General features: G+C 59.9%; 23 protein-coding genes, 1 tRNA gene and 2 pseudogenes. 14 read left to right on the top strand and 12 right to left on the bottom strand.

The window, feature by feature from the left end:
• Positions 1-11 precede the first annotated feature (11 nt).
• A complete protein-coding gene (locus AB4N48_RS18060; protein ID WP_056783446.1) occupies positions 12-356 on the top strand; it encodes a YegP family protein in 345 nt (114 codons plus the stop codon).
• A 164-nt stretch (positions 357-520) separates the two neighbouring features.
• Here AB4N48_RS18060 and AB4N48_RS18055 read toward each other — a convergent pair whose 3' ends face one another.
• Complete coding sequence (locus AB4N48_RS18055; protein WP_460094121.1) at positions 521-1540, bottom strand: DUF4917 family protein; 1020 nt, start codon at positions 1538-1540, stop codon at positions 521-523.
• 154 nt (positions 1541-1694) lie between these two features.
• Between AB4N48_RS18055 and yiaY the strand changes: the two genes are divergently transcribed.
• Positions 1695-2843, top strand: a complete 1149-nt coding sequence (yiaY, locus tag AB4N48_RS18050; protein ID WP_041478894.1) for an L-threonine dehydrogenase — start codon at positions 1695-1697, stop codon at positions 2841-2843.
• On the opposite strand, the gene AB4N48_RS18045 is transcribed toward yiaY, so the two are convergent.
• A complete protein-coding gene (locus AB4N48_RS18045; RefSeq protein WP_460094120.1) occupies positions 2804-3478 on the bottom strand; it encodes a hypothetical protein in 675 nt (224 codons plus the stop codon). The two genes, yiaY and AB4N48_RS18045, sit on opposite strands and share 40 nt — an antisense overlap.
• 215 nt (positions 3479-3693) lie before the next feature.
• On the opposite strand from AB4N48_RS18045, the gene AB4N48_RS18040 reads away from it, so the two are divergent.
• The 10 genes and pseudogenes from AB4N48_RS18040 to AB4N48_RS17995 all read left to right on the top strand — a co-directional run bounded on the left by AB4N48_RS18040 (position 3694) and on the right by AB4N48_RS17995 (position 13689).
• Positions 3694-4998, top strand: coding sequence for an NHL repeat-containing protein (locus AB4N48_RS18040; RefSeq protein WP_460094119.1), 1305 nt, complete (start codon positions 3694-3696; stop codon positions 4996-4998).
• A 62-nt stretch (positions 4999-5060) separates the two neighbouring features.
• Complete coding sequence (locus AB4N48_RS18035) at positions 5061-5966, top strand: LysR family transcriptional regulator (RefSeq protein ID WP_056783458.1); 906 nt, start codon at positions 5061-5063, stop codon at positions 5964-5966.
• A gap of 252 nt (positions 5967-6218) precedes the next feature.
• Entirely contained in the window at positions 6219-7412 is a 1194-nt protein-coding gene (locus AB4N48_RS18030) for a CaiB/BaiF CoA transferase family protein (RefSeq protein ID WP_460094118.1), read from the top strand.
• Entirely contained in the window at positions 7409-8335 is a 927-nt protein-coding gene (locus tag AB4N48_RS18025; protein WP_056783466.1) for a hydroxymethylglutaryl-CoA lyase, read from the top strand. Before AB4N48_RS18030 ends, AB4N48_RS18025 begins: the two co-directional genes overlap by 4 nt.
• Positions 8336-8522: 187 nt before the next feature.
• Positions 8523-9854, top strand: a complete 1332-nt coding sequence (locus AB4N48_RS18020; RefSeq protein ID WP_150636483.1) for an MFS transporter — start codon at positions 8523-8525, stop codon at positions 9852-9854.
• A 192-nt stretch (positions 9855-10046) separates the two neighbouring features.
• Positions 10047-10778 carry a PA3715 family protein gene (locus AB4N48_RS18015; protein ID WP_150636484.1) on the top strand — a complete coding sequence of 244 codons (732 nt, stop codon included), beginning with the start codon at positions 10047-10049 and terminating at the stop codon, positions 10776-10778.
• Positions 10777-10908 (top strand): annotated as a pseudogene (locus AB4N48_RS18010) (glutathione transferase); the annotation flags it as partial. The gene AB4N48_RS18015 and the pseudogene AB4N48_RS18010, both read left to right, overlap by 2 nt.
• Positions 10909-10969: 61 nt before the next feature.
• Positions 10970-11608 carry a LysE family translocator gene (locus AB4N48_RS18005; RefSeq protein ID WP_041478891.1) on the top strand — a complete coding sequence of 213 codons (639 nt, stop codon included), beginning with the start codon at positions 10970-10972 and terminating at the stop codon, positions 11606-11608.
• Between the two features lie 75 nt (positions 11609-11683).
• Complete coding sequence (locus AB4N48_RS18000) at positions 11684-13033, top strand: sensor domain-containing protein (RefSeq protein ID WP_460094117.1); 1350 nt, start codon at positions 11684-11686, stop codon at positions 13031-13033.
• 152 nt (positions 13034-13185) lie between these two features.
• On the top strand, positions 13186-13689 hold the full coding sequence (locus AB4N48_RS17995) for a DUF4142 domain-containing protein (RefSeq protein ID WP_375123231.1): 504 nt from the start codon (positions 13186-13188) through the stop codon (positions 13687-13689).
• 158 nt (positions 13690-13847) lie between these two features.
• Here the strand turns inward: AB4N48_RS17995 and AB4N48_RS17990 are convergent, their stop codons facing one another.
• Positions 13848-14258 (bottom strand): low affinity iron permease family protein, encoded by a 411-nt coding sequence (locus AB4N48_RS17990; protein ID WP_016771301.1) that lies wholly within the window; start codon positions 14256-14258, stop codon positions 13848-13850.
• A 176-nt stretch (positions 14259-14434) separates the two neighbouring features.
• Between AB4N48_RS17990 and tam the strand changes: the two genes are divergently transcribed.
• Both tam and AB4N48_RS17980 read left to right on the top strand, forming a co-directional pair.
• Positions 14435-15205 carry a trans-aconitate 2-methyltransferase gene (gene tam, locus AB4N48_RS17985; RefSeq protein WP_375123232.1) on the top strand — a complete coding sequence of 257 codons (771 nt, stop codon included), beginning with the start codon at positions 14435-14437 and terminating at the stop codon, positions 15203-15205.
• A gap of 355 nt (positions 15206-15560) precedes the next feature.
• A pseudogene (locus AB4N48_RS17980) lies at positions 15561-15920 on the top strand (DUF6124 family protein).
• Positions 15921-15986: 66 nt separating this feature from the next.
• Here AB4N48_RS17980 and AB4N48_RS17975 read toward each other — a convergent pair.
• From AB4N48_RS17975 to atzF, 9 genes are all read right to left on the bottom strand, one after another.
• Positions 15987-16292 carry a helix-turn-helix domain-containing protein gene (locus tag AB4N48_RS17975; protein WP_224787260.1) on the bottom strand — a complete coding sequence of 102 codons (306 nt, stop codon included), beginning with the start codon at positions 16290-16292 and terminating at the stop codon, positions 15987-15989.
• A gap of 334 nt (positions 16293-16626) precedes the next feature.
• Positions 16627-16785, bottom strand: coding sequence for a hypothetical protein (locus tag AB4N48_RS17970; protein WP_164488340.1), 159 nt, complete (start codon positions 16783-16785; stop codon positions 16627-16629).
• Positions 16782-17531, bottom strand: coding sequence for a zeta toxin family protein (locus AB4N48_RS17965; protein WP_150742383.1), 750 nt, complete (start codon positions 17529-17531; stop codon positions 16782-16784). The genes AB4N48_RS17970 and AB4N48_RS17965 overlap by 4 nt, the downstream gene beginning before the upstream one ends.
• Positions 17532-17862: 331 nt before the next feature.
• A tRNA-Gly gene (locus tag AB4N48_RS17960) sits at positions 17863-17936 on the bottom strand.
• 157 nt (positions 17937-18093) lie between these two features.
• On the bottom strand, positions 18094-18978 hold the full coding sequence (locus AB4N48_RS17955; RefSeq protein WP_236167986.1) for an alpha/beta fold hydrolase: 885 nt from the start codon (positions 18976-18978) through the stop codon (positions 18094-18096).
• Between the two features lie 316 nt (positions 18979-19294).
• Entirely contained in the window at positions 19295-19987 is a 693-nt protein-coding gene (locus AB4N48_RS17950; RefSeq protein ID WP_252868936.1) for a pseudouridine synthase, read from the bottom strand.
• Between the two features lie 33 nt (positions 19988-20020).
• Positions 20021-20251 carry a cysteine-rich CWC family protein gene (locus AB4N48_RS17945; RefSeq protein ID WP_236167984.1) on the bottom strand — a complete coding sequence of 77 codons (231 nt, stop codon included), beginning with the start codon at positions 20249-20251 and terminating at the stop codon, positions 20021-20023.
• Positions 20244-21731, bottom strand: a complete 1488-nt coding sequence (locus AB4N48_RS17940; protein WP_236167983.1) for a sensor domain-containing diguanylate cyclase — start codon at positions 21729-21731, stop codon at positions 20244-20246. The genes AB4N48_RS17945 and AB4N48_RS17940 overlap by 8 nt, the downstream gene beginning before the upstream one ends.
• 281 nt (positions 21732-22012) lie before the next feature.
• Positions 22013-23785 carry an allophanate hydrolase gene (atzF, locus tag AB4N48_RS17935; RefSeq protein ID WP_460094116.1) on the bottom strand — a complete coding sequence of 591 codons (1773 nt, stop codon included), beginning with the start codon at positions 23783-23785 and terminating at the stop codon, positions 22013-22015.
• Positions 23786-23802 lie beyond the last annotated feature (17 nt).

The raw sequence follows: 23802 nt of genomic DNA, 5'->3' as shown, positions 1-23802 counted from the left end.
GAGAAACAGACATGTCCGGATGGTACGAAGTGAGCAAAAGCAGCAACGGCCAATTCAGGTTCGTGTTGAAAGCGGCGAACGCCGAAACGATCCTGACCAGCGAGCTCTACAGCACCCGCGCCGGTGCCGACGGCGGCATCGCCTCGGTGCAGGCCAACAGCCCGCTGGACGAACGTTACGAGAAAAAATCGACCAAGGACGGCCACCCGTACTTCAACCTGAAGGCGGCCAATCACCAGATCATCGGCAGCAGCGAGTCGTATTCATCGGATGGCGCGTGTGACAAGGGCATCGCCAGCGTGAAGGCCAACGGCCCGACCAAAGTCATCAAGGACAAGACCCAGCCGGTGCTCTGAAATCCGACATCAACCTGTGGGAGTGAGCCTGCTCGCGAAAGCGGTGTTCCAGTCACCTTTTGGGTTGGCTGATATGCCGTCTTCGCGAGCGGGCTCGCTCCCACAGGTGACCGCATTCCATTGTGGGAGCGAGCCTGCTCGCGAAGGCGTCAGCCCGGCCAATATCAAACCTCAACCGGTACCGACAATTTCGGATCACCCAACGCATGGCTCTTGGCATCAAAGAACCGCAACTCAACCCCGGTACCTTCAAACACCTTGGCGTAGTGACGCTTCTGATGCTGGATGAACGCGGCGCTGCGCGGGTAAATCGAGATCGCCACGCACTTCGGTCGGGCCCGGCGCAACGCGCGCACCAGATGCGCATCCTGGTCGCCCAGCGCGTGGCCGAAGATGCACAGGCTGTCGCCATGAGCCAGTAACTGCTCGTAGCAGAACGACAGATAATCCGAGCTGCGGATGGTCTTGAGCTTGTCCGCGCTCGGCCCTTCGGTGACGAACAGCGGCACGTCGTCCAGCGTCTTGATCGTATTGTTGATGGCGAAGCTGCCGAGCAGGGTGCCCTCGGTCGAGGTCAGTTTGCGTGCGGTGCCGTCCTGATTGCGCACCAGATGCAGACCGCCGTGCAGGTACAGCAGGCGCGGTTTGTCGGTGGCGCTCTGGCTCAGATCGAAACTTGCGTCCGCGCCGTTGAACAGGTCGTCGATGGCCTCGCCAGGGTGTTGCAGCGCCCAGTAATTGAGCAGGTCGTAGTTGGTGGTGAACACCGTGCGATAGCGCGCCAGTTCTGCATTGAGCACCGTCAGTGTCGAAGGCTGCACCAGCCGCCACGGGATGTGCACCGCGTGCACGGTGTTGATCAGCGCTTCCTTGATTGCGTAATAGCGATTGCGCGGCGCCGCCGAGCTGACCGCCAGGGCCTTGTTGACCCGGCTGGTAGTTTTCAGGGCGCCCAGCACTTGCTCGAAGCTGCGGGTTTGCAGCGCGTCGAACACCGCCAGCTCCGATGGGCTCAGCGGTTTCTCTTCGACCGTACGGGCGTTTTCGAACAGCGAGTCGTAGCCGAAGTCATCCCAAACCGCACGGCTGGCGCCATTGCCCACCAGCAAACCCTGGAAATCGTTCGCGGCGCGCAAGGCATTCCAGTCTTCGAGGGTGGCGTCGACATCGAGAAAATCGGTCATTGCGTGGGCGGTCTCAAAACAAAGGGCAGATGGACGGCGACTTTATCACGAGCGGACATTGAGCCAGATCAACATCGCTCGTGACCGATCGGTCGATTCTGTGCGCACCCGCCGAATCGAGGCAGTCGATCCGGCTTCAGTCAGGAGACACACGATGAGCAGCACCTTCTTCATTCCGGCGGTCAACATCATGGGCAGCGGCTGCCTCGACGAAGCCATGGTCGCGATTCGCAATTATGGCTTTCGCAAGGCGCTGATTGTCACCGACACCGGGCTGGCCAAGGCTGGCGTCGCCGCAATGATCGCCGAGAAACTGGCGATGCAGGACATCGATTCGGTGATCTTCGATGGCGCCAGACCGAACCCGACCACGGCCAATGTCGAATCCGGGTTGGGGCTGCTGAAGGAAAGCCGTTGCGATTTCGTCGTGTCGCTGGGTGGCGGCTCGCCGCACGATTGCGCCAAGGGCATCGCCCTGTGCGCAACCAATGGCGGGCAGATCGGCGATTACGAAGGCGTCGACCGCTCGAGCAAGCCGCAATTGCCGCTGATCGCCATCAATACCACCGCCGGCACTGCCAGCGAAATGACCCGCTTCTGCATCATCACCGACGAATCGCGCCACGTGAAAATGGCCATCGTCGACCGCAACGTCACGCCACTGCTGTCGGTCAACGACCCGGAGTTGATGGTCGCGATGCCCAAAGGGCTGACCGCCGCCACCGGCATGGATGCGCTGACCCACGCGATCGAAGCCTACGTTTCGACCGCCGCCAACCCGATCACCGACGCCTGCGCTTTGAAGGCCATGAGCCTGATCAGCAGCAACCTGCGTCTGGCCGTGCGCGACGGCAGCGACCTGGCGGCGCGGGAGAACATGGCTTACGCGCAGTTCCTCGCAGGCATGGCGTTCAATAACGCCTCGCTCGGATTTGTCCACGCCATGGCGCATCAGCTCGGCGGCTACTACGACTTGCCCCACGGCGTCTGCAATGCCGTGCTGTTGCCGCATGTGCAGAGTTTCAATGCGCTGGTCTGTGCTGACCGACTCAGGGATGTCGCCCACGCCATGGGCGCGGATATTCGTGGTTTCAGCGCAGAGGAGGGCGCACAGGCGGCGATCAATGCCATTCGCAACCTTGCCAAGGACGTCGAGATTCCCGGCGGACTGCGTGAGCTGGGCGCGAAACTCAGCGATATCCCGGTGCTCGCCACCAACGCCTTGAAGGACGCCTGTGGACTGACCAATCCACGGGCGGCGGATCAGCGCCAGATCGAAGAGATTTTCCGCAATGCGTTTTGAATGAAGGCGCGCAGGCGAGCGAAGTCGAAAAGTCCTTCGCTTGCTTCTGCGACCACGGCAAATGTCCGCACACGGCCCCAATCTGAAACCTTGCCGGCGATGTTGTGGACGGCGGAGATACGGTACTGCCCGACCGCCAGGGAGGGTGCTGCCGGGGTTTGCCATTTCCGGTCGCTTTCGACCGCTGCTCTGGCAATCTCCAGGCCAGTGTCCAGATCGAAAATACTGACGAAACCCTCGGCTCGCGTGACATCTCCCGAAAAAATCAGAGGCGTATCGACCTGCGCGCCCTCAATCGGTTCGACAACGACCGGGACGTCGATCTCGGGCCGCAGTCGCACCTCATATCCGCGCTCTTCGCTCCATTCGGACGTGATGCCTGCATAGGTCTGGTGGGCGTGAATCCTCTGCTGACCCTGGGCCTGAACGCCGGTGATGCTGAACGCCCATCGTCCATTTGCGCTGACCAGCCCTTCGCCAAGCGAATGGGTGTTTTCAATGTTCCAGACCTGCACAAGAGCATTGGGTATGCCGCTGCCTAGCAACAATGTCGCAGGTCCCGTCGTGCTGGCCTCCTCGGGATAGGTGATGGTCGGGGCCGGTTGTGAAGTTTGCTCGTCGCGAGTGCTCATCATGCTTCTCGTCCATGGCTGATTTGAACGCTGAGGTTGGCATGACGTGCCTGAATTCGAACCTGTAAGAACTACCAGTCATTCAGTCTTTTTTACACAGTAGGTAATTTCTTTTTCTTCTAAAAAACTGTCATTTCTGTCAGTTGTCCGGCGTGGCGGCTTCGGGTCGAATGCTCGCTACGAGGGGATCGATGTCGATCCCATAGGAGAATGCAAACATGCCGGAATCCACCGCGCCATTGCCCCCAAACGTGCAGTCAGCCGGGGAGCTGGATGCGCTCTTTGGTCTGCGAACGCTGAAATTCCCCGGAGCGGGCAAGACCATTGCCAAAGGCGTGGCGATCACGCCTTCGGAGCAGATCATGGTCAGCGCTACCGTCGAGCAATCGGGCCATTCGTACTACGGCCTTGCGCGCCTGGATGCCGATGGCAATCCGGATCCGGCTTTCGGCACCGGCGGATATCTCAGCGGCCAGTTCGGCACAGGCTCGCTCACGCAAGGCGGGCCATTGATTGTTGATGCGCTGGGACGGATCTGGATGTGCGGTGTGATTGGCGTCGTCAAAGACCAGACTCTTGAATACCAGCAAGTCATCGCCCGGTTTCTGCTCGACGGCTCGCCGGACATCGAGTTCGGCGGCGACAGAAATGGCTACCGGATTGTGCCCATGCGGATTCCGGCACTCTTTGGGGCCACGCATGGGCAACTGCTGCTGGCCAAATCCGATCCGCAGCTTGCGCAGCCGGACAGGCTGCTGTTCGTGACGGCGCAAAAGGGCAGTGGCCTGTTGACGCGGTTCAATCTCGATGGCTCGGACGATTTATCGTTCGCCAGCAACGGTTGGCTGCCCCTGTCGCTGCCAGGGGTGGCCATTTCGCTGTCCGGGATCATCCAGCTCGACGATGGGCTGATTCTGCTGCATGGCAAAACGGAAGTAACCAATCAGGGACTGGTCATGGCGTTCGACCACAACGGGAAAGTTGCACAAGCGTTCGGCGACAAGGGTGTACTGCTGTTGAACATTCAGCGTGATGGCCAGCCGCTCGAAAGCAGCGTGACGGACATCGCGGTGCAAACGGCGCAGCGCCTGCTTCTGCTCGGTTCGGCGGTCGAGTCAACGCAAGGCACGAAACTGCAACACGGGTTCATCAGTGGCATTACCTACGCCGGCCAAATGGATGACGCGTTCAACAATCCTGTCCTCACCCCGACGGCGCAGGAACGGGATCTGAGAGGTTGGAAGGCAGGGTTTGCGCTGGATGATATCGCCGGTAAACGGATTGTGGCGGTCGGACAGACCTCGGGCAGCGCACGAGGCTTGTTGACGGCAGGCTTTCTGGTCGATGGCGCAGTGGATGATTCGTTTGATGTCGAGGGCGCGAGAGACATTTCATGGTCAGCCATTGATGCCTGCTTGCAAGGCTCTTCAATTCTGGTGTTGGGACGCAAGGACGATGGTGCGCAATTGGTCCGCTTGCTGACCGCGCCTGTCACAAAACAGCGCGCCAGCATGAGCAACTGAGCAGTCAGCGGTAAAACCGGGCTATCCTGCCGGCTCGGATGAACCCTGCCTTCGAGCCCACCATGCTGCAAAAAAGCCTGATCCGCCGTCTCGACCTGATCACTCTGCAACTGTTCGTCGCCGTCCACGAGGAAGGTACGTTGACCCGTGCGGCTGCGCGCGAAGCCATCGCGGTGTCGGCGGCGAGCAAGCGCCTGATGGATTTGGAGGAGGCGCTGGGCATCGCTTTGTTCGTGCGCCAAGCCAAAGGCATGATCCTCACGCCGGCCGGTGAGACCCTGCTGCACCATGCGCGGCAGATGCTCTTCAACGTGGAAAAGATGGGCCTGGAACTGGGCGAGCACAGCCACGGTGTGCGGGGTTACGTGCGCATGCTGGCCAATCTTTCGGCGATCATTCAGTTCCTGCCCGAAGACTTGCGCGACTTCTCCGCGCGGCAGCCGCAGGTCAAGACCGACCTTGAAGAACGCCCCAGCGCCGGGGTGATTCAGGGCGTGCTCGATGGCGTCGCCGACCTCGGCATCTGCTCCGACGACAGCGACACCAAAGGCCTGCACAGCGTGTTGTACCGCCAGGACAAACTGGTGGTGGTGATGCTCCCGGAGCATCCGTTGGCTACGCGCGCATCGGTGACTTTCGATGAAACTCTCGACAGCGATTACGTCGGCTTGCACGCAGCCAGTTCGATCAACATGCGTACCCATGCGGCGGCGCGGCAGGCCGGCAAAGTCCTGCGCATCCGCATTCATGTGCCGGGATTCGATGCGGTGTGCCGGATGGTCCAGGCGAACATGGGCATCGGCATTCTGCCGCAGCGAGCCTATGAGTTGTTTGGTCAGGCACTGGGCTTGCGTGCGGTGCCGCTGACCGATGCCTGGGCGGATCGCGCGCTGATTGTGGTGGTGCGCGATGAGGCAGGGTTGTCGCCGGTGAGCCGGATGTTGTTTGAGCATTTGCGCGGGCGGTAGATCTTCATTGCGGCTGATGGCCTCTTCGCGAGCAGGCTCGCTCCCACATTGAACTTGTGTGAACACAGAATCTGAAACCACTACAGATCCTTGTGGGAGCGAGCCTGCTCGCGAAGGCGGCCCTGAATTCACCACGCAATCACAGAGGAGCATTCGCATTTCGCGAACGCCCATTGCCGAGAGACGGCTGGATTCGCTGACGATCGTTCCTCTAGCCTTGGCGACATATTCCAAGAACAAGAGGTACCCGCGATGACTGCCCCTTTGAGTGCAATCAAAGTGATCGAGATCGGCACCCTGATCGCCGCGCCGTTTGCCGCGCGCATGCTTGCCGAGTTCGGCGCCGAGGTGATCAAGATCGAAGCCATGGGTCAGGGCGACCCGCTGCGCAAATGGCGCAAGCTGCACGAAGGCACATCGCTGTGGTGGTACCTGCAATCGCGCAACAAGAAATCCCTGGCGCTCAATCTCAAATCCGCTGAAGGCATCGAACTGGTCAAGCAACTGGCCGGCGACGCCGACGTGATCATTGAAAACCTGCGCCCCGGTGCGCTGGAAAAACTCGGTCTGGGTTGGGACGTGCTACATGCGCTGAATCCGAACCTGACCCTGGTGCGTATCTCCGGCTACGGCCAGACCGGCCCTTACCGTGACCGGCCCGGTTTCGGTGCGATTGGCGAGGCCATGGGCGGCATCCGCTACACCACCGGCAATCCCGATTCGCCACCGGCGCGGGTCGGCGTCAGCCTCGGCGATTCGCTGGCCTCGCTGCACGCGGTGATCGGCGCGCTGATGTCGCTGTTGCGGGTCAAGACCGGGCAGGGCGGTGGACAGATCGTCGATGTGTCGCTGGCCGAAAGCGTGTTCAACGTCATGGAAAGTCTGGTGCCGGAATACAACATGCTCGGCCATGTCCGCGAGCGCAGCGGCGGCGCCTTGCCGGGCATCGCGCCTTCCAATACTTACCTCACGTCCGACGGCGCTTATGTGGTGATTGCCGGCAACAGCGACCCGATCTACAAGCGCCTGATGCACACTATCGGCCGCGCTGATCTAGCCGAGGCAGAAGAATTCGCCCACAACGACGGCCGCGCGGCGCAGAGCGGTTTGCTCGATGCGGCCATCACACACTGGACCAGCAGCCTGCCGATCGACGAGGTACTGGCTGCTCTCGAAGCTGCCGAAGTGCCGGCCGGGCGCATCTATTCGGTGGCTGATATCGTCGCCGATCCGCACTATCAGGCGCGGGACATGCTGCTCGATGCCGAGTTGCCCGGTGGCGCAACGGTGAAGATGCCCGGCATTGTCCCCAAACTCTCGGAGACCCCCGGCGGAGTGAACTGGTCCGGGCCGAAACTGGGCCAGCACACCGACGCTATTCTCACCAATCTTGGCCTGACTGAACTCGACATCGAACGCCTGAAAAACCAAGGGGTGGTGCAATGATCACTGACTATTCGCAAACCCTGATCGTCCAGGAAGTCTCACCCCGCGACGGTTTGCAGATCGAGCCGACGTGGGTGGAAACCGCTGACAAGATCGCCCTGATCAATCAATTGTCACAGGCCGGATTCAGCCGCATCGAGGCCGGCTCGTTCGTCTCGCCCAAAGCCATTCCGGCCCTGCGTGACGGCGAGCAAGTGTTCAACGGCATTCAGCGCCAGCCGGGTGTTATTTACGTGGCGTTGATCCCCAACCTCAAAGGCGCGCAACGTGCATTGGCAGCGAATGCCGATGAGTTGAATCTGGTGATGTCCGCCAGCCAGACCCACAACCTGGCCAATATGCGCATGCGTTGCGAAGAGTCGCTGGCGGCATTCGCTGACATTGTTGCGTTTGTCAGCGGCTCAGGTGTGCGCCTCAACGGCAGCATCGCCACCACGTTCGGTTGTCCGTTCGAAGGCCGGATCGATGAGGATCGCGTACTGCAGATCGTCGACGCTTATCAAGAGCTCGGCATTCAGGGCATCAGCCTCGCCGATACCACCGGCATGGCCAATCCGCGTCAGGTCGATCGCTTGGTGCGGCGCGTTTTGCAGCGGGTTTCGCCGGCCGATCTGACCCTGCATTTCCACAACACCCGCGGCCTCGGCCTGTGCAATGTGCTGGCCGCTTACGAGGCCGGCGCGCGGCGCTTCGATGCGGCGCTGGGTGGCCTCGGTGGCTGTCCGTTTGCGCCGGGGGCGTCGGGCAATATCTGCACCGAAGACCTGGTGAACCTGTGCGCTGAAGTCGGCATTCCCACGGGGATCGATTTGCCGCTGCTGCTGAAGCTTTCGCGCGGCTTGCCGGCGCTGTTGGGCCACGATGTCCCCGGCCAACTGGCCAAGGCCGGGCGCAACTGCGATCTGCATCCGATGCCCACCTGAGAAACACCAGTACCCCTGTGGGAGCGGGCTTGCCCGCGATGACGGCAGCAAATTCAACGAAAGCGTTAGCTGAACTGACGCCATCGCTGGCAAGCCAGCTCCCACACAAAAGCGCTCCACAGGGAGCGTCATCACCAGACAACAAAAACAATCGGACGCCCATCGGCAGTCCGCCTGGAGAAAATCTATGAGCCTCAATGTAATGGAGGCGGGCGTGAATCCGTCCGTCGATCACGACGCCGAAAAAGCCCTGGTCAGCAAAGTTGCCTGGCGCCTGATGCCGCTGATCATGGTCTGCTACCTGTTCGCCTTTTTCGACCGCATCAACATCAGCTTCGCCAAATTCCAGTTGCAGACCGACCTGAGTCTGAGCGACACCGCGTATGGCTTGGGCGCCGGGCTGTTCGTGGTCGGTTACGTGCTGTTCGAAGTGCCGAGCAACATGATGCTGTACAAGGTCGGCGCGCGGCGCTGGATCGCGCGGATCATGATGTCGTGGGGCGTGGCGACGGCGGCGATGGTCTTCGTCAACAGCGAATGGCAGTTCTATGCGCTGCGCTTCGTCATCGGTGCGATGGAAGCCGGGTTTGCTCCGGGCGTGCTGTATTACCTGACGCTGTGGTTTCCGCAGCACTTCCGTGGCCGCATCACCTCGATGCTGTTTCTCGCCTCGGCGTTTGCCGGGCTGGTCGGCGCACCGTTCTCAGGGCTGGTGTTGCAACACCTCGATGGCGTATTGCAGATGCGCGGCTGGCATTGGTTGTTCCTGCTCGGAGGCGTGCCGTGCATCGCGCTGGGTTTTCTGGTGCTGACGCAGCTGAAGGACCGCATCGAGGATGCGCACTGGCTGACGGCTGACGAGAAGAAATTGCTCTCCAGTCGCATCGCTCATCACGAACCACACAAGAGCGGCGGCTCATTGCTCGCGGCGCTGAAAATTCCCGGGTTCCTGACGTTGGGTTTGATCTACTTCCTGATCCAGGTCGCGTCCTACGGTTTGAATTTCTGGGCACCGCAATTGATCCGCAGCGCCGGCACCGAAAGCCCGGTGATGATCGGCCTGCTGACCGCCATTCCGTACATCTGCGGGGCGATCAGCATGGTGGTGATCGGACGCTTGTCCGACGCCACCGGTGAACGGCGCAAGTTTGTCGCCGGGCTGGTGATCGTCGGCGCGATCGGCTTCTTCAGCGCGGGAATCTTCGCCAGCCACACGACCTTCCTGATCGTCGCGCTCGGCCTGCTCGGCGCGGGCATCATCGCTTCGATTCCGAGCTTCTGGACCCTGCCACCGAAACTGCTGGCGGGCGCCGGTGCCGGCGCAGCGGGCGGGATCGCGGTGATCAATACCCTGGGGCAGTTCGGCGGGATCGTCAGCCCTGTCATGGTCGGACGCATCAAGGACCTCACCGGCAGCACCACCCCGGCGCTGTACGTCATCGGCGTCGCCGCGCTGATTGCGGCCGCTTTGCTGTTGTGGGGCTTGCCGCAGAAGTTGCGCACGCTGGATAAGTTCTGAGACTCGCGGCGTCTGTGATGACGCCTTCGCGAGCAGGCTCGCTCCCACTTTGGAATGCGCTTTCCTGTGCGAGCGTGCCTGCTCGCGAATTCCGACTTCAGACACATGAGAAGATTCGCTGGCCAGATCTGTTGAATCCTCCGATGCAGAAAGGGATAGTGCGCGCCTGGAAATATCTTCAAGGAGCAGGAAATGACAGTGAAGTCAGTATGGATCAGCGCAGCGCTCTGCGGGTGGTTCATGGCTGGGCAGGCCTGGGCCGATTGCACACCGCCGGCGGTCAGCGCGGAAGCGGATTTCTCGCTGTGCAAAGAATGGCCGGCTTATCCGTCGCTGACGATTATCGCGCTATCGACGTTCGTGCCCGATCCGGTCTATGGCCATGACGGCAGCGTGGGCTCGTACGATCTGGATCTGGCTATCATCACGGCCGGCAGCCCCAAACCGCTGGCGACCTATCATCAGCGGTCGGCGTTTCTCTCCGATGCCATCGCGCTGGAGAGTCTGGAGCTGGATACGGCGCGTTATAAACTCACGCCCGACCTCCGTGCCTTCGGCGTTCGCGCCCATTTCAAAGGCTCGTCACGCGTCAATCCGCTGGATGAAACCCTGCTGTCGCTCTACGTGAAAGAGGGCGACAAACTGCGCCCGGTGCTGGATCGCTTGGTCGCCTACAGCTTCAGTGGCGAATGGGATGGCAATTGCGCCGGAGAGCGCTCGGAGACGGTGCGTACGCTTGAGATGGGCAAAACCAGTTCCCATGGTTACGCCGATATCATTGTCCGCTCAGTCACCATGGGCCTGGTCGGTGAGGGGCCACCCGACACCTGCGAATCGAAAACTACCCACGAAAAGCCGGTGCTGACCACGTTGCGCTATGACGGACAGCAATATTTCGTTCCCGAAAATCTGAGAGGCTATTGAAGGCGCGTCGTTCTACTTCCTCGATCCCGACGGGCACAAGCTGGAAGTCCACGTCGGCGATTTGCAATCGCGGCTGGCTACGTGTCGGCAGAAACCGTACCCCGGCATGCGTTTCTGCGACGAACCCTGATCCGCTTCAATCGCGGTGATATAGACTCTGCGCCACGTGTTCTGGCGCTTGCAGGTTTCTCATGACTCCATCATTGCTGTTGGCCGTTCTGGCTTCGGGTTTCATCTACGGGATCACGCCCGGGCCGGGCGTGCTGGCGGTGTTCGGGATTGGCGCGGCCCATGGCCGGCGGGCCGGGGCGGGGTTTCTGTGCGGGCATCTGCTCGGCGATGTGATCTGGTGCAGCACCGCGCTGGTGGCAATCGTCGGCGCCCGCGAGATCGGCAGCACCGCGTTCGATGTGCTCGGCGTGCTCAGCGCGTTGTACCTGTTCTGGCTCGGCTGGCGTGCGGTGCGTGCCCAACGCCGCAATGGCGACGAGGCGCAAGGGGCGGCGCGGCAGCCGTTCTGGCACGGCATCGTCTTCGGCCTGACCAATCCCAAGGCCTATCCGGTGGCGGTGGCGACCTTTACGGCGCTGTTGTCGAGCCGCGCCGAACTGCTCAACTGGTCGATGCTACCTGCACTGATCGCCCTGAGTTTCATCGGCGGCGCCCTGGCCTACGCTATCCTCATCGGCGTGGTCGGCGCACAGCGAGTGCGCATGGTGTATCAGCGGCATGAGCTGCTCATCACGCGTTTATGCGGCGTGATGTTTATCGGCTTCGCCATCAACGCGTTGATGCACGCGCTGCCGGGGCTGCTGCCGAACAAGACTTGATGGAATGGGCAGGGACGCGCAATCACGATCATGGATGATTGAAATCGCTGCACTGCGCGGACACCCCGTAGAACCATGCAAAGCCCCAACCCTGCGCCGCTGGCGAGCTACATTGACCTGTTGCTGGACGCCGTTTGCGCGGTCGACAAACAGGGCCGTTTCGTTTTCGTCAGCGCTGCCTGCGAGCGGATTTTCGGCTACACGCCTGACGAACTGATCGGCCGCTCGATGATCGAGCTGGTGCACCCGGCCGATCGCCAGCGCACCCTTGCGGCCGCTGGCGAAATCATGGGCGGCGACCCGAAGCACAATTTCGAGAACCGCTATCTGCGCAAGGACGGCAGCGTCGCGCACATTTCCTGGTCGGCGCGCTGGTCGGAAGTCGATCAACTGCGCATCGCCGTCGCCCGCGATATCACCGAGCGCAAGCAGGCCGAGTCGCGGCAAGCGGCGTTGTACGCGATTTCCGAAGCGGCGCACGCGGCGGAAGATTTGCTGGCGCTGTTCAAACGCATCCATCTGCTGATTGGCGAGTGGCTGCCGGCGCTGAATTTTTCCGTGGCGCTGTACGACGAACACTGCGCGCAGCTGAATTTTCCCTATCACGTCGACGATCACGAATTGCAGCCCGAGCAGCCCGGCACCGTCATCAGACGGCTCTGCGCGCAAGTGATCCGCAGCGGCCAGCCGATGTTGCTGACGCCGGACAGCGCCGATGCCACGCCCGATTTTGCTGAGCTGGTGGCGGAACAAAACGCGCCTTGCTGGCTCGGCGTACCACTGAATTCAAAAAACGGCACCATCGGCGCCTTGATCGTCAAAAGCCTCGCTGGCGGCGAACGCTACACCGAGCAGGACAAGGAACTGCTGCAATATGTCTGTGCACAAGTCGCCACGGCCATCGAGCGCCAGCAACTGCACGCGCGGCTCAAGCGCATGGCGCAATACGATCAACTGACGCAACTGCCCAATCGCGAACTGCTCCGTGATCGGCTCAGGGCTGCGCTGGCCGATGCGCGAACCCTGCACGGCCACATGGCGCTGCTGTATGTCGATCTGGATCGCTTCAAACAGGTCAACGACACCCATGGCCATGCCGTCGGTGACATGCTCCTGCAAACCGTGGCCAACCGGCTGAAAGGCTGCGTGCGTGAAACCGACACGGTGGCGCGTATCGGTGGCGATGAATTCGTCGTGCTGCTGCACAGCGTGCATACCGCCGACGATCCCGACAGCGTCGCCAGAAAAATCCGACAGGTGCTGGCGCAGCCCATGCGCCTCGACGGGCATGACTTGTGGATCGAATCGAGCATCGGCGTGGCGCGCTTTCCTGAACACGGCGAAGAAGAACAGCAACTGTTTCGGCATGCCGATCAAACCATGTATGCGGCCAAACGCCTGAATCATCGGGCCTTGGGCAGCTGAAGCGAGCGCGCCGTTCGTCGCGGTTCAGGCAGATTTTCTAAACCTTTGACCGCTAAAGCATTCCTAACTGAGGCGGACAATTGTCCGCCGCGACATTTGAGCAGCGGGCGAATCACGGCCCGTTTGAATTTTCCACGAAGGAGGGCGCGACCATGAGCCGGATGGCCACCCGTTTACGTAACGTCAGTTTTGCAACCCTGCTGGGCCTGTGCGCCAGCACTGCGTTCGCCCAGTCGCCTGCCGAATTCATCAACGATGCCTCTGCCAAAGGCATGGCCGACATCGAAGCCAGTCGTCTGGCCCACGGCAAGACCGAATCGAAAGAGGTCAAGGATTACACCATCGTTGTGATCAACGACCGCACTACAGCCAACCAGCATCTGGCGAAAATCGCCAAGAAACTCGACCTGCCGGTTGCCCCCCGCGAAGAACTCGCCGACAAGGCCAAAGAGCTGATGCCGGAAGTGAAGGACGGCACCACATTCGATCAGGCTTACGCCGCCAGTCAGGTCAAGGCGACCGAAGAGGCCATTACCCAGATCGAGCAACAGGCACAGACCACCGACGTGCCGGAAATCAAAGCGTTTGCCGATGAGACTTTGCCGAAACTGCAAAGCCATCTGGAGAAAGCTCGAGCGTTGCAGGCCAGTCGCTAACTTCGCCTTGTTGTTGCAGCGCGAGCGAAACCTTCAGTTGAAATGCGATGCTTACCCTGTGGGAGCGAGCCTGCTCGCGAAAGCGGTGTGTCAGTCAATGATGTTTTGACCCTGCGTCTTCGCGAGCAGGCTCGCTCCCACAGGCTGTGTTTACTTGCTCAGCACTCATTCAAATCCTGTTTTGGCTTGCTCTTGTCGCCAAGCCCCTCAAGATCAAACACCTGATTCTCACCCAGCGCGCGGTAATGCCGGCGCAGCGCTTCGAGCTGCTTCAGATCCAGCGCCTCCAGCCCGAGCATCGCGTTCTGCGCTTCCTTGTTCACTCGCAACAGCTCATCGAGTTTCAAATGCAGAATGTCGGTATCGCGGTTCTGCGTGTTCTGAATCAGGAACACCATCAGGAACGTGATGATCGTCGTCGAGGTATTGATGATCAGCTGCCACGTGTCGTTGTAACCAAAAATCGGCCCGCTCAACCCCCACAACCCGATCAGAATCAACGCCCCCATGAACGTTTTCGGGCTACCGGCCCACAGGGCAAGTTTCTGGGCAATCTTTGCGAATTTCATGATGGAAGTCCTTGTTTTGAGAGCTTGAAATTCAGACATCGGTGTTGTGCTGAAAATTCTAATTACAAATAACCGGGCCGGACGCCGGAGGCGGGGCGAGCTCATCGGCCTTATCGCTGTATGGTATGGGCAGCTGCACTTCCCGGTTTCAAGCCATGCCCCGACAGGAGAACGCAATGAGTTGGTCTGCCAAGCAATACGTCGCTTTCGAAGATGAACGCACCCGCCCGGCCCGTGATCTGTTGGCGGCGATACCCACCGCGCAGGCCCGGGCGGTGGTGGACATTGGTTGCGGACCGGGCAATTCCACCGAATTGCTGGTGCAGCGTTTTCCCGATGCGAGCGTCAGTGGCCTCGACAGTTCGGCGGACATGATTGCCGCCGCGCGCAAGCGCTTGCCTGACGTGCAGTTTCAGGTGGCCGAGGTCGACAAATGGGCTGACCAGGGGCCGTTTGATGTGATCTTCGCCAATGCGGTGCTGCAATGGGTGCCTGATCACGCTTCGTTGCTGCCAGCCCTCGCGAGCAAGCTTTCAGATGGTGGCAGCCTGGCGATCCAGATGCCGGACAACCTCAACGAACCGTCCCACCGCTTGATGCGTGAAGTCGCCGCCAATGGGCCGTGGGCGAGCAAGCTCGCAGACGCTGCCGGGCAGCGCACCGACATGGCCAGTGCCAGTGAGTATTTTTCAATGCTGCGGCCGCACTGCGCGCGGGTCGATGTGTGGCGCACCACCTATCACCACCAACTTCGGGACGGGGCGGCAGGGGTGGTGGAGTGGTTCAAGGGTAGCGGGTTGATTCCATTCCTGAGCCCATTGACCGAGGAGGAGCGGGCGCAGTATCTGCAGCGGTATCTGGCGGAAGTTGCCAAGGCTTATCCGGCCTTGGCTGACGGCTCGGTGCTGTTGCCGTTTCCACGCTTGTTTATTGTTGCAACCCGCTGAAAATATTCATTCGCCTAGCTCGTTTTTTATCGTGAGTTCGACGCATTGGTTCAGGTCGGCGTAACTCGCAAGAACAACCCGATCGGTCCCCTCTCCCTCGGGAGAGGGTTAGGGAGAGGGTTAGGGTGAGGGGCTTGCTGGGGCAGTGATCGGGTTTAGCAGCCCGGCCAGGATTGATCAACGGTTGCACATGTGCCTTCCAGTCAGGCTTCGCCTGCACTTGATGGTGGCTGTGCGCATGGCACCCTCGGGTGCGCCGGGTTTTGGACTTCCTACCGGTCTGCTAACTTGCGTACAGCTGGCACCCTTTCGTATAGCAGCGGGATGGTTGCAGTTACCACTACAGGAAGATTCCATGTTCAAGGTAACGCCAAATCCGCCGGAAACCGATCCGGCTTCTCCGTGCGAGTCCCTCGATTCGAAAAAACTCCACGAAGCCGCCGAACGCGCTCTCGACCACTATCTCATCCCGCCGCAAACCAGCTCACCGCCATACCAGGCCAGCAGCATGTTCATGGTCAATCCAGGCACCGACACCGGGTCGCTATCGGTCAATGCCAGCTAATCCCTCGGATCGGTCAGCGTCATGCCCGGCGACTTCGCCGCCTTGCTCGACGGCAGCCAGCGCAAAACCCTGCTCGGCATCGCCCAGGTCGTCATGCTGGGCGAGCTGGCGGTGAATCAGGTGCTGGATCATGTGGTGCCGGTGGGTTAGCCGGCGCTGATTTCCGGGCAAAAAAAAACCGGTCGTTGCGACCGGTTTTGCATGCGATAGTTTTCTTCAGACACTGGCGAGCAGGCATTCATAAGGAATACGCAAGCCATCGTGCAGACGTTTGATCATTGCCAGACTCAGCTTGCGCTTACGGTTCAATACTTCCGAAACACGGCCACTGGTGCCAATAAAGGGCTCGAGATCCCGCGGCGTCAAGCCTTGCTGATCCATACGAAATTTGATGGCTTCAATGGGATCAGAGGGCGGCATCGGAAAATGCTGCTCCTCATACTTTTCAATCAACAGAGCGAGAATTTCCAACTCAATGCCCTCTGAAATCTTGAATGTGCTTTGTGAACGAGCGTTCAACATTGAATTGCAAAGCATAGGATTACAAATGCCTCAAGGCCGAGGAATACATCGAGCAGACTCTCGCTGCGCTCGCCGACTGGAAGAAGGTATTCACTCGATTGAATGTCCCGCACAAAGCCGGGGAGCCGATCTTTAACGTACTGGCGAGGCTGCATCTGGATTTCGAAAAGTAAGCTGCAGATGGGTGGACAGCATTGTTCTGGTAGATGTTGACGCTTACATTTCAAATCCCAGGCGCTAAAAAGCGACCAGCAAGGCAATTCCAACACGCCGTGACAACTGCCCAATAAAAAGCCCGGCGCGTGCCAGGCTCTATTTTACTCTTGAAGCACCGTCACGCTTGCTTCTCACGTGCCGCCAGCATCACTTCAATCTGCTTTTTGGTAGCTTCGGTCAGCACTTCGCTGTAAACACGCTTTTTCTCCTCCGATTTAGCATTTCGGATGAAGTCTGCGAACGGACTGGTGGATTCCTTTTCGGATCCGAATTTCATGTGATTGCTCCGTCTGTGATCCCAAGCATAGCCATCAACTCAGGTCTCGTATGCTTCTCGGGGATATGGTAGTCGATCTTGTCAATTCCAGCCTTGTAGAGACGCCCGGAATTATCAATATGCTTCACAAGGAGATCGACATGCAGGTCTTTGCCGAACTCTAGCTTAAGCGTGTTCACCACGTCACGGGCTGCGAAATACTGGTCGACGAAATGCTCTGGCCGGATTCTCCGTCCTTCGGCTTCCTCTCGATTCCGAACGAAACACCAAGCAAGTCTTGGATCCTGATAAACGTAGAGAATTTGAACGAATCTCCCTTTATTAAGGCAACGTTGCACATTGTTCCTTGCGATCTCGATATTGGACAGTGTTCCATCCAACAGGAAGGATTGCTTTCGGTCCAACGCAAGGTCTATCAACTTGCCGACGAGAATCGAGACTGCGCCTTGGAATAGCCAGGCATTACCACCTTGATAGGCTTCGAACTCGTTCCTGAGTTCGTCGGGATCAATTCGCAGGATTGGCGTGTCGGAGAAGAAACTAAGTAGCGCCAACGAGGCCTCTGTTTTACCAGCGCCAGGTGATCCAGCCATAAAAACCGAAACAGGCTCCTTTTCAGGTGGATATTTTGCCTGGTCCGTAAGCCGCTTACCAATAGCCTTCTTATTCGATCGAGCAAACCGGATTGCGGCATTACAGATGGCTAGCTCTTCTTCCGTCATTCCATGCCGTTTGTCTTCTTGCATTGAATGGGGCCTTTCTGGAGTGAAAATGATGTGCAGATTCTTGCTCCGGTTCTACCTCGTTGCGGTGTCTCCCACCCCTCGGGGTGCCGTGACGGCTGCGTTTTCGCTGGTGGGGACCCCGGTGTGCGCCCCGGCGATGGCTCTGCTTGATATTGTTGGAATGAGCGAAGCGTATGCGGAATTGGCGGATCTGCAATCTACGGTTTGTTTCTGAATTGGTCTGTGCTGGTAACCGGATCTCAAATCCCACGCACAAAAAAACCGGCCATCAAGGCCGGTTTTTCATTTCTGCATCCCCCGTCAGACAACACAACGCGAGATCAATATTCGGTGGAGCGGGTAGAGGGAATCGAACCCTCATCTAAAGCTTGGGAAGCTTTCGTTCTACCACTAAACTATACCCGCTCAGAGCGGCTGACTTTGTACCAGACTCGGCCACGGATTTGAAGTTTTCTTTTCTCTGCGAGGGCTTTGCCACGCAGAAATCGGTCGATCGCGAGCAAGGGCTGCGCCGGTGCAACAGGCACTTCAAGCTTGCAGCCTTGCCCGCGATGACGCTGTTTCAAATGGCCAGGGCATGTTGATCCTGCACAAACGAGTAGCGCGTTCGGCTGGCTTGCGGCGCAGGTTTCAGAAAGCCGAGCAGGGCGTTCTGGCTGTCGCGGCAGGCGGCCTTGTGCTCCATGTCGAGAAAGTGTCCGGTGGCTTGCAGGGTGGTGAAGCTGCTGTGGGCAACGTGGTTGCCGAACAGTCGCGCATCCTCGGCGGCGGTGTATTCGTCCCATTCGCCGTTGAGAAACAGCACCGGCACGTTGATCTTTTTCGCCGCATTCAGATAGCACTGGCGATCGCTGTGCAGCACGTCGTTGATATGAAAATGCATCTGTCCGTATTCATGCTCGGCGAGACTGCTGACGTGGCGGTAGTTGAAACGCTTGAACAGCGACGGCAGGTGTTTGCCGATGGTGTTGTTGACCAGATGGCCGACCCGATCGCCGTCGCGGCTGCCGAGGTAATCGACGCCGCGCTCAAGGTAATCGAGCATGTGCGCATTGATCACCGGGGAGAACGAGCTGATCACGGCTTTTTCGATGCGCCGGGGCCGCTGGGCGAGGGCGACCAGAGTGGCGGCGCCGCCCCAGGAGAACGACAGCACGTGTTCGGCGGCGAAGTGGTCGATCAGCTCCAGCAGAATCTGCCCTTCGACTTCCTTCGTCAGATGTTTCTCATGCCGGTTGTGGGCTTTTGACCGACCCGCGTAGGGCTGGTCGTAGCAGACCACGTTGAATTGCGGGTGCAGGTTTTTCACGGTCTGTGCAAACGACGCAGTCGTGGCCATCGAGCCGTTGACCAGAATGATGGTCTTTTCTGCGGCGTCTGCGCGATAGAACTCCGTGTAAACCCGATACTGACCCTGTATATCCAGCACAGCGATTTCTGGCCTCATGTCATAAGACTCCTGGCAAGCAAGCGGGTATGCGCGCAATCGAGATTGCACGAGCTTTGTGACAGGTAGGCATACGCCTGAAATTTGCTGGCCCATGTCGATCCGGTACGGCAGGTCGACGGGTGTTGTTATTGGCGGGCAGATTGCCGGCTGAGGCGCAGCCCTTGAGGGCAGACGACCGACAAAAAGTTTCTTGGAAGTATGTGGTGACTCATCGGTCACATTTCGGCCGACGTCCTGATTCAAGCAGGGGACTCAGGATCACGCAAGTGCCGTCGGCGAATTGTTCGACAACTTCGGCTGAGCGGTCGCCGGCTTAGAACAAATGAATCTCTTCGGTGCGCAAAGCGCGGTACTCGCCCGGTTTTAGCGCGTGATCGAGGGTCAGTTTGCCCATGGATTCGCGGTGCAGGCGCAGGACTTTGTTGTTGAAGAACCCAAACATGCGCTTGACCTGATGGTAGCGGCCTTCAACGATGCTCAGCCGTGCCGAGCGTGGGCCGAGCAGCTCAAGCTGTGCCGGTTGCGTGGTCAGATCTTCGAAAGCGAAGTAGATGCCCTCGGCAAATTTCAGCGCGTAGCTCGGGTCGATGTCCTGTTCGGTTTCGACGTAATAGACCTTCGCCAGTTTGGTTTGCGGCTGCGTCAGGCGCCGCGACCAGGCGCCGTCATTGGTGATCAGCATCAGCCCGGTGGTGTTGAAATCCAGACGCCCGGCGATGTGCAGATCGTCCTTGTGCGGTTCATCGAGCAGGTCGAGCACGGTCGCATGCTGCGGATCGCGGGTGGCGCTGACGCAGCCCGGCGGTTTGTGCAGCATGAAATAGCGAGCCGGCTTACCGCTTTGCAGCACCTCATCGTCAACTTCGACCCGGCTGAATTCCAGCACATCACTGTGCGGGTCGCTGACGACTTTTCCGTCAATCCGCACGCGCTTTTCCACCAGCAACAGGCGAACCTGCTGACGGTTGTAGCGGGGCAGATTGCTGAGGAAGCGGTCGACGCGCATGGTCAGGATTCAACGGACAAAGGGCCGCGCATCTTACGGGATCGGCCGCCGGTCTGCTCGCAACTGCGCTTCGACCTGGGCGCAACGCGGGCACAGGCAGGCTTGATTGCGCAGCGCGGCCGGCAGCGCTTCGAGCACCGCCGGGTCGATGGTTACGCCATAGCACCAGCATTCGCGGTCGGCGGTGCGCGGGTCGGCGAGGCTGCAATCGTTGCGCGCACCGCAGGCCGGGCATTGGTCGGGTTTGACGTCGTTATCAGGCATAGGTCGAGTGCGGCATTTCCATGCAGGTGCGGTTGCGCCCGGTTTGCTTGGCGCGGTACATCGCATGATCGGCCCGCGACAGCAGAGTGTGCAAGGTGTCATCGTGTTGCACGGTGGTGGCGCCGATGCTCACGGTCAGATGCAGGCTGTGGCCATCGTAGGCATATTCGTGTTGCTCGACGTGCTGACGGATTTTCTCGGCGATTTTCTGCGCGGTCTCGCCGTCGGTGTCTTTCAACAGAACGATGAACTCTTCACCGCCCCAGCGGCAGACGATATCGGCGTGGCGCAGGCAACTTTGCAGATCGCGGGCGAAACCGATCAACACCTGGTCGCCAGCCATGTGCCCGTAGGTGTCGTTCAAGGCTTTGAAGTGGTCGAGGTCGAGCAACAGAGCGGTCAGCGGCTTGGTTTCCCGTTGGGCCTCGTGCAGCGCTTGCGCAGCGAGGATGTCGAAGCCGCGTCGGTTCGGCAGTTCGGTGAGACTGTCGAGGGTGGCGTGCGCCTGGATCTTCGCCTGGAAGCGTTTGATCACCCGATTGAGCAGCGCCAGTACGATCAACGTCACCAACAGGCAGATCAGCAGATTGAGATACAGCGACTGGCGGATCTCGCTCAGCGCGCCGTCTTCGCGTTTATCGACAAACAGGTACCAGTTCAACTCGGGGATAAACCGCACGTTGAGAAAATGTCCCTGGCCGTGGGTGGAGTATTCGTAGCTGCCGCTGTGCGGCTTGGGCAACTGGCTGACCAGACTTTTCATGCTCTCCAGTTCGCCAAGACTCTGGCCGATGTGCGCGCCTTCCGGACCACCCTCGGCACCGGTCAATACGAGGCGGCCGAAGGTGTCGACGAAGTACACGCTGCGTTGATAGCGCTGTTGATACTTGTCGATCAGCTTGATCACCGCGTCCACGGTCAGGCCCACGCCCGCCGCGCCGATGAAGCGGTTGTGGTAGTCGTAGACCTTGTAGTTGATGAAGAACGTCAGGTTGTCCTTGTTGGCGAGATCCGGGTCGACGTTGATCTCGTACGGGTCCTGCATGTCGCGCACGCGGAAGTACCAGGTGTCGCGCGGCTCATCGACTTTGACCTGTTTGAGCACGCCTTTGGCGTGGTAGTAGGTGAGCGTGGCATTGGAAACGAAGAACGCCGTGTAGGCGCCGTAATGGGTCATGACCTCGTCGAGATAGCGGGTCATCTGCTCGGGATTCTGCTCGCCGTTGACCACCCAGTCGCGCATGAACGTGTCACGGGACATCATCGAGGAAATCAGGATCGGCCGGACCAGATCTTTCTGGATTTCCGAATAGACCGTGTCGGAGGTCAGTGGCAGTTCAGTGTTGACGATGTTGTCGCGGATCGACTCGCGGGAAGCGAAATAGCTCAACAGCGAGGTGGCGAGAAACCCGGCGCCGAGCAGGGCGACCAACGTGAGCACCAGTGAACGTTGCGAGTACAAGGGAGAACGAAGCGGCATGGCAGATCCGTTGGCAGTGGCCCGATGGGATGCATTCTAGTGGGATGGTCGGGAAAACACTGCGGGATTTGTGCCTGAAATGGCGGGGGATATGACGTGGGGGTGTGTCAGGGAAATCGCAGCCCCTCACCCCAGCCCTCTCCCGGGGGAGAGGGAGCTGGATTGAGGGTGATGGAAAATCTGTGATCGACTCGGTATCAGCCAATGGCAACCGATGGACAGTCACCTCGGTCAGTTCCCTCTCCTGGGGGAGAGGGCCAGGGTGAGGGCGAGCTTTCGGATCAGCCCCGGGATGCCAGATACGCCCGCCATCCCCCCAAATGACTGATATCCACCGCACCCTCCAGGCCATACGGCTCGCAGATAAACCCGCTCTCCCAGCGCCCGTCCGCCAGCTGCACCTTGCCCAGCCCCAGCGGCGCCGGAATTCCGGTGAGAAACGAGCCCAGCTCGCTGCTCGGCAACTCCCAGACCTCCACGGCAATCGCCACGCCGCCGTCCTTGACCCGCACCATGCCCGGCCGCAATGGCGGGCCGCCGGCGAGGGCGTGCAGTCGATAGTCCGGCGAACTGAACGTGGTTTCCAGCAAGCGCCCGCCACGCTGGGTCAGTTGCCAATTCAACGCCAGCCCTTGCAGGTGCGCGCCGCATACCACCAATCGAGCGCGGTCATTGCGCGCAGGGTTCGCCGGAGCTGGCAGGGCACTGTCCTGCTGGCGTTGCAAGGCATCGGCCACGCTCAACAGATACTGATCGGTAAACACCCGCCCGAACAACGTCACGCCCCACGGCAAACCGTTGCTCATGAACGCGGTCGGCACGGCGACGGCGGCGTAGTCGAGCAGGTTCATGAAGTTGGTGTAATAACCGAGTTCGGAATTGCGCAGCACCGGCTCGGCCGCAAGCTCGGCCAGGGTCACCGGACGACCGATGGTTGGCGTCAGCACGCAGTCGAGATTTTCCAGGGCCTCGTCGCAGAGGGCCTTCAGCGCCTGCAATCGATATTGTGCGCGGAAGGTCTGCACGCCGGTCACTGCCGGAGCCTTGGCCAGTACCGCTCGGATCACTGGCAGCACCGCTTCGGGATTCTGCTCCATCAGCTCACCGGCGACGCTGTAGCGCTCGGCCACCCATGGCCCGTCGTAAAGCAACCGCGCTGCTTCCAGAAACGGTGACAGGTCCAGCTCGACGGCTTCGCCACCCAAGGCCTTGAGCCGTTCGATGGCCGCTGCGAACAACTGTGGCCCCTCGTTGCAGCCGAAAAATTCAAGGTCCTGCGCCCGTGGCACGCCGAAGCGAAACGGCTGTGGCGCGCCAAAGGCCGAGCCGTCGTTCCATGCCGGGTTGCCTCGGCTGTATTCATCGCGAGGATCGTGTCTGGCCGTCAACGCCAGCAACTGACTGGCCTCACGGGCGGTCGCGGTGAAGGTGGTTACACAGTCCAGCGTGCGGCACGCCGGCAGCACGCCAGCGGTGGAAATCAGGCCTTTGCTCGCCTTCAAACCCACCAGATTATTCAGCGCCGCCGGCACTCGCCCGGAACCGGCGGTGTCAGTGCCCAAGGCAAAACTGGCCAGGCCCAGCGCTACCGCCAGTGACGAGCCGGCGCTGGAGCCGCCAGACGGATATTCGGACAAAACGCTGTTCGGGCACGCACCATAAGGCGAGCGGCTGCCATTGAGGCCGGTGGCGAACTGATCGAGATTGGTCTTGCCCAGCGGGATCGCGCCCAGCGCCAACAGTTGCTCGACGATGGTCGCCGACTGCTGCGGCACATAGGCGAACGCCGGGCACGCGGCTGTGGTGGGAATGCCGGCCAGATCGATGTTGTCCTTGATCGCGAATGGCACGCCATACAGCGGCAGACTGTCGAGGTCACGACCGTCGAGGGCGGCGAGGTACGGCTCCAGTTCATCGACGCTGAGCAAGTGAATGAACAGGTGATAGTCGGGATTCAGCGCAGCGGCTTTTTCGCGCAATTGCAGCAGCAGTTGGCGCGGTGTGATGTCGCCATTGCGATAGGCCTGGCGCAGTGCATCGAGTTGCAGATTCATCGGTTGATCCTTATAAA

This window comes from Pseudomonas sp. S2_C11 (assembly GCF_054668395.1).
This window is presented reverse-complemented; position numbering and strand designations above follow the sequence as displayed.